This window comes from Bacillus sp. MBGLi79, from assembly GCF_002953915.1.
On record NZ_CP026521.1, the window covers coordinates 2410933 to 2419524 of the forward strand.

The following is an 8592-nucleotide window of genomic DNA, read 5'->3' on the forward strand; positions in this document are numbered from 1 at the left end:
TTATTAAAACGGTGTTGGAGGTCACACTCAGGTCACAGTTAAGTCACTTTTCTAAGTTTGGACGATAAAACATAAGCTATCTATTGTAAATACAAATTAACAATATCATGATTGGAATTGTGTGTTTCGCTTATGTTTGACAAAATAAGACGATTTCTGACAACAAATTCACTCACAATTACAAATTTACCTTGCATTCCTACGCCCGCCATGCTATATTCATATAGCGATGAGCTGAATTGTGTAAGCCGATGTACATGCCTTTACGGTACACACGAATGTGGCGTGTGGTGCATCGCCTCAATACGCAAAGACGTTTGCCTTAGGCAAACGTCTTTTTTGTGTTATCCGATTTTTGTGCCGTTTGAAACAGGCTGATCCGGCTGCAGCAGAACGACGTCGCCCTGGCCAGGAATGCCGCCAAGGACCAAGACTTCCGATTTGAATCCGGCGATCCGGCGGGGCGGAAAGTTCACGACTGCTATGACTTGCTTGTTGACGAGAACTTCCGGCTGGTAACGCTTCGTGATCTGCGCGCTCGATTGTTTTATGCCGATTTCCGTCCCAAAATCTATTACAAGCTTGATTGCCGGTACTCTTGCTTCAGGAAATTCTTCCGCTTTTACAATTGTTCCCGTTCTGATATCCAATTTCTCAAAGTCTTCAATGACTGCCATATCAATAACTCCTTTTTCTCCTATTGTAAAGGAGATATTCAAGATTCGCTTAACCAAAGAGCCATTATTTTTTATCTGAATATAAGGTGTTTCGATACAGGCGGGGCGGCATTCCTGTGCTTTTTGTGAACCATCTGGTAAAAGAAGAAAGGTTTTGAAAGCCCAGCGCCTCGCTCACAACGGTAAGAGTTTCATTTCTCTCCATCAGCATTCGTTTTGCTTCCTCAAGGCGAAGGTCGGCAATATAGTTCTGCGGGGACTTCCCTGTCTGTTTTTTGAACCAGCTTGAATAGTAAGCTGGGTGATAATGCTCGATTTCTGCCAGCTTCTTAATCGTCAGCTGCTCAAATAAATGGCTGTGAATGTATGCAATTGAGGCATAGCTATGGGATTGAAGCTTTTCTTTTATGTATTGTACTAGCATATGAAGCGAGTTGGCTGTTCCGGCCTTTGCTTCCTCTGTCAGCAAGTACCTGATCGAAGACCAGAAAGGATCGAGTGCAGCTTCAATTCCCGATCCTGCATGATACTCATCAATTTCCATTGCATGAAGCGGAACATCCAGTACAAGACATTCATTTCTTCCGATAGAACGGAAGCGATGCTCACACTCCGGCGGAATATATAAAAAATGATCCGGATTTAATTTCACCTGGCGCCCCTCAGTCTCAAGATCTATACTTCCTTGAAGCGGAAATAGAAATTGGCTGTACGCGTGCTTATGTGAATGATATAGGCGTGTGTATGTCCGTTTTTCGCAAATAATCTCTTGAAGCGATTCCATCAGCAACCCCCTTTCTTTGGTCATCTTTTCATCCGGTAATGGTGTTCCGATATAGGCGAGAATCCGATTTTTTCATATAACGAAACTGCCGCCAGATTTTCTTTCATCACTTGTAAAAACATGCGTTCCGCTCCGTTGTTTTTTGCCCATTCAGTCAACACCCTGATCACTTGGGTTCCCGCCCCTTTTCCTCTGTGCACCTCGGCTACAACGATATTACTAAGTCCGCCATAACCATCAATAACAGAAACCGTGCCAAGCGCTGTCAGGCTTCCTTTGTCATACATCTTAAAAAAAGTTTTACACGGCGGCATGCGTTCGAAAATGTGTTTGTAACCTTGGTGACGCTCGGGCGAAAACCCTTCTAATTGAATAAATTCATCTATCCAAACAGATGATGGCTCTTGTTCCCACTTGTATGTAAATCGGCTGTTGTCATTTGTTCGGCTCATAATCGACCGGCACAACGCCGTCATTTGGAAGCACTCGTCAACCTTTTCATATCTGCTTTCTGCCAATGCTTCATCAAGCCCTTTCGGTGATGCGTCGCTAATATGAAAACAAACAGGCAAGCCTAAACTTTGATAAAAAAGTTCGGCCTCTAGCTGAAAATCCCCTTCAGGCATATCCCCAGAAGTCCATACGCTATTTGCCCTTTTGGTTACTCCAAAATTCGCTCTGAGAAGCCATTGCCCTATGCTTTTTTGAATATAAGGCGGCCATGCAGCTGCCGCTAACCGTTCAATCTTGTGAATGTCATCCATTGCATAATGCCTCTCCCCTTTGTATACTCCCTTGACATTATACAATATTCAGAAATATAAGATACCTTTTATAGGTTTACATAATAGTTTTATTGCTTATTAATAAACCTGACAAAAACGTCCTAATTGAAAATGACAGGCTTTCTGAAATGTTCTCCTCGCGTTCAAATGCTTCTTTTGCAATTAAAGCAGTAAAGCCATGCAGCAGGCTTCTAAGCCCCCTTGTCGCATGAATGGCAGTCTTTTCACTTGCATAGCCGTTTTCAATGAGCAGCTCTGTCACAAGACGGACAATTTGGTTTGAAGCGATTTCCGCTCTTTTGTCCTGAACCTTAAGCAGAGCCGCTTCATAATATCCGGGATTTTTAATTGCAAAATCAACATATGCATGAGCTAAAGAAAGCATAGCCGAATCTCCCTTTCGTTCCGTTACGGAGTCCGCCATTTGATCAAAAAGCTTTGTCAGTCCTCTGACAGCAAGTTCTGTTCTGATTGCTTGCAGCCCGTTGATATGGTTATACAATGACGGAGGGCGTACATTCATTTTTTTAGAAAGCGCTGCAAGTGAGACACCATTTACCCCTTCCTGATCAGCGATCTCAGCTGCAGCGTCTATAATCATTTTTGGGGTTAATCCTATTCTCGGTGACATGCTCATCATCCTTTCTTGGCTTTTTGGATCGCCTGTCTCATCCGCTCTGTAGGTGATCGCAGGAAATTTCCATGTCCGACAGCGAGACAGGAAGGCGCCTTATCGGCGAGCAATTGTGCACTTTTGATGGCCTCCTCCTTATTCCATGTAGCGAAAGCGGGAAAAGGAAACGTCCATTTTATCTGGCCTGAAACAGCGATTCCTCCGCGCAACTGAAACGCATCCCCTGCTATTAAAGTGCCGTTTCTTGTATCAAGAAATGACATGCTGCCTGGTGTATGGCCGGGTGGAGGGATGGCAAGCAGGGAACCAATTGTTTCACCGCCCGTCAGCAGTTGGTGAGGCTTTGTTTGTATGTGTTTCGGAATACCTCCTTTTATAGGCGTCTGCGGCTCATCTTGCCGCAAGGATGTGTCACCTTGAAGCAAGAATGAATCCCGTTCCGAGATCATGACCTTCGCATGCGGAAATGTTTGTGCCAATGTATCCAGTGATCCAACATGGTCCCCATGTGCATGAGTCAGTAAAATATGCTGAAGCGGTTTTCCAATTTGATTCACAGCTTGAATGATTCCTTTATAGCTGCCTGGAAGCGCGGAGTCAATAAGGGTGACTTCGTTTTCTTCCTCTACTAAATAGCAATTGACTGGAAACAATGCTGAAAAAAAAGTCAGCTGCCAAACGGTTTGATACTGAGTCATTCTCATCTTTTTATTCCCCCTAACAAAAAACTAATGGCGTTAGTTTTATTATTAACTAATACCATTAGTTTTTCAAGAGTTTATTATTTTTTTATCGCTACATAAATGTTAACTTGTGCCCGCTGTGGCACTGCAGCACTTCGATCATACACCTCAAAGTCACCTGTAAACGTGCGCAGATGTCGCTTATCCCACGTCCAAATGTCCTTCCACGTTTCAAGCACAATCTCTTCAATAGGACCGATTCTGGAAGTGAAAACAGCATAAGCGGAAGCCGGCAAATCAATGTTTTCATATGGTTCCGGAAGGATGTCGTCGTATTCCTGAAACGTTCCGATTGAAAATGTGTAAAGCCCATTTGTCTCCTGTTCATAATTCGAATATAAGGCAATAATGCTCTGGTCTTTTTCTCCCTGTGATAAAAGAACGCTCATATCCTGCTTCCAGAATTGGTCCCACAGTGCCGGAATCCTCCTTTCTTCCGTCATTTCCAGTGCGTTGCTTGTCCGTTGTGAGAGTCCGGCAAATCGTTTCCGGTCTAAATGTGTCATATGTGAAAAGCCCATACGATCTCCTCCTTTTTTTAAGATTATAGACAAAGAAACCTGACAGCAGTGTGTCAGGTTTCATATATTTTTTGCATGTGATGAATGGTTTCTTTTACTTTATCCCGTATATGAAGAGGCTGCAGAACCTCAATATCCTTTCCGAACTGGAGCAAAAAACCGATCAGCCATTGATCTTCAGGAAGCGAAATCACTGCCCGGCAGATTTCATTTTCATCACAGTGAGGGACATCATATCCGAACCATTCACCTATGCGCTGACGTGCTGCCGGCTGAACAAGAATAACCAATTCAGTTAAACGGTCCTTTTGGTACCATCTCTTATCCCATGGCAAAGTGTCCAGCTGAATGTCTTTTCTGTTAAAGGTCTGATGTAAGATGGCCAGATCTTTCATCCGGTTTAGTTTAAAAAAACGAAAATCATTTCTTACCAGGCAGTAGGCATATAAATACCAGTGCCCCGCCTTGCAAACCAATGTATAAGGTTCAGTCTCCCGAAGCAGTGTTTCCCCGCTTGCACTTGTATATGTAAAAGATATCGTTGTCAATCGATCGATGGCGGCGCTGATTTTCTCACGAAGCGCCTTTTGATCCTCAGTCTGGCCCCAAGCCGTCATGTCAATAAACCATTTTTCAGTTTGGTGCTTAAATGCTTCGGCTGACTGCTCAGGTATGAGGTGCTTGATTTTTCGATAAGCTGTGCTGTGAGAAACAGGTTCGTGCATAGATGAAACACTCTGCAAAGCAGAAGCGATCGCAAACAGCTCCTCCTCCTTCAGCCACTCTCTCTCAAGCCGATACGTCTCCATAATGCCAATTCCGCCCCCGGAGCCCTGTGAGGTCACAATTGGAATACCAGCCCTATTGATCGTCTCAATATCACGGTAAATGGTTCTGACTGATACTTCAAACAGCTCAGCAAGTTCAGCAGCCTGCACTTGTTTTTTGCTGATTAATAATACAACCATCGCTAACAAACGTTCCAGTTTCATTCTGTGCACCTTTTCTTCTTGTATTTTCCATCAAAACAATCATAACATTTTGATAAAGCTTGGGCATATCTATTATGCGGCCACATAAACCTCGCATATGTTATGAAAACAGGGGTTCCCCCTTCTTTTTTGTGTTCAGTATTTGATTTCAGCTACTATTTCCAACAGGATAAGCATACACTTCTCAACGGAGGGGATTTCACATCATGCATTTTACACTTCAAAGCGTTTATCCTGCCATGATCATCATCTTTTTTCTGTATAAAAAAATTAAAAGGTCCATCGGATACCAGCCGCTGAAGCCCCGCTGGCTGTTCACCCGCATCATTCTTTTCTCGCTGTTTGCTTTTGTGCTTTCAATCTTCAGCCTCATCCACCCTTTTTTATATGGATATCTCATTATGGGTATTCTTGGCGGATGGCTCCTTGTCTTTTTCGCTAAGAAAAACATCTCCTTTAAAAAACGCAGAGGAAAGATCTATTTTCGGACTCATATTTGGGTAGAGATGATTCTCTTAACTTTATTTCTATCAAGATTTCTGTATCGAGTGACGGAGCTTTATCTTACCTCACCTGATCTAAACAGCCTTGGATCATACAGTCAGTCAATCGGAACGGACCCTCTGACAATTGGCGTCTTTTTTCTGATAGCCGTTTATTATATCGGTTTTTCCTCTTTTGTCATCAAGCTTAGCCGAAACGAACTCGAACAGCACAGACACAATAAAGAAAAAGACATCCTTGCCCGCTAACAGCGAGTTAAGCAAGGATGTCTTTTTCAATCATGCTGTGTATGATGGATCATTTGCTGAAGAACATCTAAAACATGTTCATCCTCCGGAGAGTAATAAATCGATGTTCCTTCTCTGCGCGATTTGACAAGCCGGAGATTTTTTAAAAATCTAAGCTGGTGGGACACTGTGGACTGCAGTAAATTCAGCTTTTCTGCAATTCCGTTTACTGCATGTTCACCCTGTGACAATAAATGAAGAATTCTGATTCGGGTAGGATCAGAAAGCGCTTTGAATGTTTGCGCTACTAGAAACAAAGTCTCCTCGTCCAGATCAGCAGCCGATTGTTCCGTTTCTCTAAATTCAGTCATATGTATCACCTTTCTTTATTCATAATTTTATCTTATAACAAATACGCTTGAGTGCAAAACAGCCTGCTTGTATTCCAATTCAATCTCATAGTTTAAATTTATGTTTCAAATCAGGTTTTTACTTGGTCTGATTTATCGTTCTATGTCATAATAAAAAGGTCATACTGCTCCAAACATTGAGGGTGAAACACAGTGAAGAAAAAGAGAAAAGGCTGTTTCGCTGCTGCGGGTTTTATGATGATTTTTGTCTTTGTCATCGCCTCTTTTTTATTGGTATTGCTTTTTTTTAACCGGGATTTAATCAAAAAACTTCCGATCGATACAAAAACGATTGTTTTGGAACGTTTAACCGATTACAAACCCTTGGTGGAAGAAGAGCTTGAAAGCCAAGGACTCTCTCATTATACATCACTCATATTAGGCATGATGTATCAGGAGTCAAAAGGAAAAGGCAATGATCCCATGCAGTCCTCTGAATCTCTGGGGTTAAAACGCAATGAGATAACAGACCCTCAACTCAGTGTTAAACAAGGCATCAAGCAATTTACCCTCATGTATAAGACCGGTAAGGAAAAAGGTGTGGATTTGGATACCATTATTCAAAGCTACAACATGGGGGCAGGTTACATTGATTTTGTAGCTGAACATGGAGGAACGCATACTGAGGAATTGGCAAAACAATACTCCGAGCAGCAAGTCAAAAAAAATCCTGATCTGTATACTTGCGGGGGAAACATGAAGAATTTCCGCTATCCGTATTGCTACGGTGATTATACGTATGCAGAAAAAGTAAAAGAAAAAACAAAAACTGTTGAAGAATCTATGCAGGTTGCAACACTTGAAACCATGGAATCCAAGGCTCATGAATAAGAGTCTATCAATTTGCTGACAAAAGCCCAAACTTGAATTTGGGCTTTTGTCATGTTTACATGTAAAAAAAGCCATACTCAGTATGGCTTTTAATAATATGGTGAAATCATCAAATATACAATAACGCCTGTAAGGCTTACATACAGCCATAAAGGCATTGTCCATCTGGCGATTTTTTTATGGCGCTCTACCTGCATGCTGAAGCCTCTGATCAGCGTAAACAGCGCAAGCGGCACAATGATTGCAGAAAGGCAGATATGTGTAATTAAAATAAAGAAGTAAATCGGACGCATAATACCTTCTCCGCCATAAAGCGTATTTTCCGCAATCGAGTGGTAAGTCACATAGCAAATCAAAAATAGTAATGTTGTTGTGAATGCGGCTAAGATAAAGCGTTTGTGAGCTTTAATATTTTTCTGTTTAATCATAATCAGCGCGGCCAATAAGAAGATAAACGTAAAGCTGTTGAATATCGCATTCAGCATGGGCAAAATGTGAATATTCGCATGGCTGAACTGATCTAATTTAGGCATAAAAAACAGCACTGCGATTAAACCGTTAATCAGAACTGTTAGCGTGAGGACAATCCCCGTGTAATTTTTCGGTTTATTTTCTGTTTGATTCATTTGGTGACCTCTCCTAATTTGTACTGGCTATCCAAATCGTATGCAAATTCAAAGAAGATGTCAACGTTTTCGACTGCTTCGTCAGAAATTAGACACACTTCAAAGGCCGGCGGCTATTAGCCCCGGCCCTGTTAGGTTTACGCTTCTTTTATCAGATGTTCAATGACCTTATGTTCATTTTCATTCAGCAGGTTCTTTTGAATTTTCGAATGAATGGGTTTATTCATATGCTGATCCAAGATATCAGCCGTTTCTTTATCCCCGGCGACGACCATTCGTTCCCATCTTTTCGCAGCAGCTTTTTGATCTAGGCTGGCAGCCAGCCGCTTATATAGTCTCGATTGGTTCTCTGTTACATGTTCCCTCATCCGGTTCTCTTCAAATGCTTCCGTTTTGTTTACAGCGGAACGGCAATTCTTCCAAGACTCATTGATCATATCATACTCATAACGCTCCACCGTCTCAATTTCCCCTAAAACGGTTTCAATAATTTTCACTTCATGCTGCTGAGTTAAAATAAACGCCGTACTTGGGTATGTTTGGCGCAAATCCCTTAGCTGATCCAGGACAGCTGTTTCTTCCCAGTAAAATCCAGTATCTACAGGGACTTGAAGCTTAATCGCTTCCCATATGCCACTGTCGGAAACAAAAAACACGAGACTGCGGGGCATGTCTTTTCCCATTGCATTCAAGTATTGATTCATTTTAGCTCTGATTCCATCCAGACACTTCTCCTCCTCTGGATTACTAGCAGCCAAATACTCTTTTAATCGGCTGAATCCTGACTTTAGGGCAATCTTCCATTCCCCCCTCTGCTGATCTGGATCTCTCGTATCTGTATTGAGATACAGGGAGAGA

General features: G+C 42.2%; 12 protein-coding genes. 2 read left to right on the forward strand and 10 right to left on the reverse strand.

Annotated features, from left to right (window positions below; all coding sequences use genetic code 11):
- Positions 1–344: 344 nt before the first annotated feature.
- From csaA to C1T29_RS11895, 7 genes are all read right to left on the reverse strand, one after another.
- Entirely contained in the window at positions 345–677 is a 333-nt protein-coding gene (gene csaA, locus C1T29_RS11865; RefSeq protein ID WP_014664243.1) for a chaperone CsaA, read from the reverse strand.
- 64 nt (positions 678–741) lie between these two features.
- On the reverse strand, positions 742–1467 hold the full coding sequence (locus C1T29_RS11870) for an AraC family transcriptional regulator (RefSeq protein ID WP_103749697.1): 726 nt from the start codon (positions 1465–1467) through the stop codon (positions 742–744).
- Positions 1468–1481: 14 nt separating this feature from the next.
- Positions 1482–2225 carry a GNAT family N-acetyltransferase gene (locus C1T29_RS11875; protein WP_103749669.1) on the reverse strand — a complete coding sequence of 248 codons (744 nt, stop codon included), beginning with the start codon at positions 2223–2225 and terminating at the stop codon, positions 1482–1484.
- Between the two features lie 76 nt (positions 2226–2301).
- Positions 2302–2877 carry a TetR/AcrR family transcriptional regulator gene (locus C1T29_RS11880; RefSeq protein ID WP_103749668.1) on the reverse strand — a complete coding sequence of 192 codons (576 nt, stop codon included), beginning with the start codon at positions 2875–2877 and terminating at the stop codon, positions 2302–2304.
- Positions 2878–2882: 5 nt separating this feature from the next.
- Complete coding sequence (locus C1T29_RS11885) at positions 2883–3584, reverse strand: MBL fold metallo-hydrolase (RefSeq protein WP_208945448.1); 702 nt, start codon at positions 3582–3584, stop codon at positions 2883–2885.
- Between the two features lie 77 nt (positions 3585–3661).
- Positions 3662–4144, reverse strand: a complete 483-nt coding sequence (locus C1T29_RS11890) for a GyrI-like domain-containing protein (RefSeq protein ID WP_040082911.1) — start codon at positions 4142–4144, stop codon at positions 3662–3664.
- Positions 4145–4197: 53 nt separating this feature from the next.
- Positions 4198–5136, reverse strand: coding sequence for a helix-turn-helix transcriptional regulator (locus tag C1T29_RS11895; protein ID WP_103749666.1), 939 nt, complete (start codon positions 5134–5136; stop codon positions 4198–4200).
- A gap of 206 nt (positions 5137–5342) precedes the next feature.
- Here C1T29_RS11895 and csk22 point away from each other — a divergent pair, with 206 nt between their 5' ends.
- On the forward strand, positions 5343–5888 hold the full coding sequence (gene csk22, locus C1T29_RS11900; protein ID WP_014664250.1) for a mother cell-specific sporulation protein Csk22: 546 nt from the start codon (positions 5343–5345) through the stop codon (positions 5886–5888).
- Between the two features lie 26 nt (positions 5889–5914).
- Here csk22 and czrA read toward each other — a convergent pair whose 3' ends face one another.
- Positions 5915–6238 carry a Zn(II)-responsive metalloregulatory transcriptional repressor CzrA gene (gene czrA, locus C1T29_RS11905; protein WP_003231284.1) on the reverse strand — a complete coding sequence of 108 codons (324 nt, stop codon included), beginning with the start codon at positions 6236–6238 and terminating at the stop codon, positions 5915–5917.
- 192 nt (positions 6239–6430) lie between these two features.
- Between czrA and C1T29_RS11910 the strand changes: the two genes are divergently transcribed.
- Positions 6431–7108, forward strand: a complete 678-nt coding sequence (locus tag C1T29_RS11910) for a lysozyme family protein (protein ID WP_040082907.1) — start codon at positions 6431–6433, stop codon at positions 7106–7108.
- Between the two features lie 89 nt (positions 7109–7197).
- Here C1T29_RS11910 and C1T29_RS11915 read toward each other — a convergent pair whose 3' ends face one another.
- Both C1T29_RS11915 and C1T29_RS11920 read right to left on the reverse strand, forming a co-directional pair.
- Positions 7198–7734, reverse strand: coding sequence for a DUF420 domain-containing protein (locus C1T29_RS11915; protein ID WP_003231280.1), 537 nt, complete (start codon positions 7732–7734; stop codon positions 7198–7200).
- A 137-nt stretch (positions 7735–7871) separates the two neighbouring features.
- Positions 7872–8592: VLRF1 family aeRF1-type release factor (locus C1T29_RS11920; protein ID WP_231516493.1), on the reverse strand; the 721-nt coding region annotated here is incomplete at its 5' end.

Excerpts from the sequence above, each read along its gene's own strand:
- csk22 (WP_014664250.1), top strand. The coding sequence starts at position 5,343 with ATGCATTTTACACTTCAAAGCGTTTATCCTGCCATGATCATCATCTTT.
- C1T29_RS11915 (WP_003231280.1), bottom strand. The coding sequence starts at position 7,734 with ATGAATCAAACAGAAAATAAACCGAAAAATTACACGGGGATTGTCCTC.
- C1T29_RS11890 (WP_040082911.1), bottom strand. The coding sequence starts at position 4,144 with ATGGGCTTTTCACATATGACACATTTAGACCGGAAACGATTTGCCGGA.
- csaA (WP_014664243.1), bottom strand. The coding sequence starts at position 677 with ATGGCAGTCATTGAAGACTTTGAGAAATTGGATATCAGAACGGGAACA.
- czrA (WP_003231284.1), bottom strand. The coding sequence starts at position 6,238 with ATGACTGAATTTAGAGAAACGGAACAATCGGCTGCTGATCTGGACGAG.
- C1T29_RS11895 (WP_103749666.1), bottom strand. The coding sequence starts at position 5,136 with ATGAAACTGGAACGTTTGTTAGCGATGGTTGTATTATTAATCAGCAAA.
- C1T29_RS11875 (WP_103749669.1), bottom strand. The coding sequence starts at position 2,225 with ATGGATGACATTCACAAGATTGAACGGTTAGCGGCAGCTGCATGGCCG.
- C1T29_RS11880 (WP_103749668.1), bottom strand. The coding sequence starts at position 2,877 with ATGTCACCGAGAATAGGATTAACCCCAAAAATGATTATAGACGCTGCA.
- C1T29_RS11885 (WP_208945448.1), bottom strand. The coding sequence starts at position 3,584 with ATGAGAATGACTCAGTATCAAACCGTTTGGCAGCTGACTTTTTTTTCA.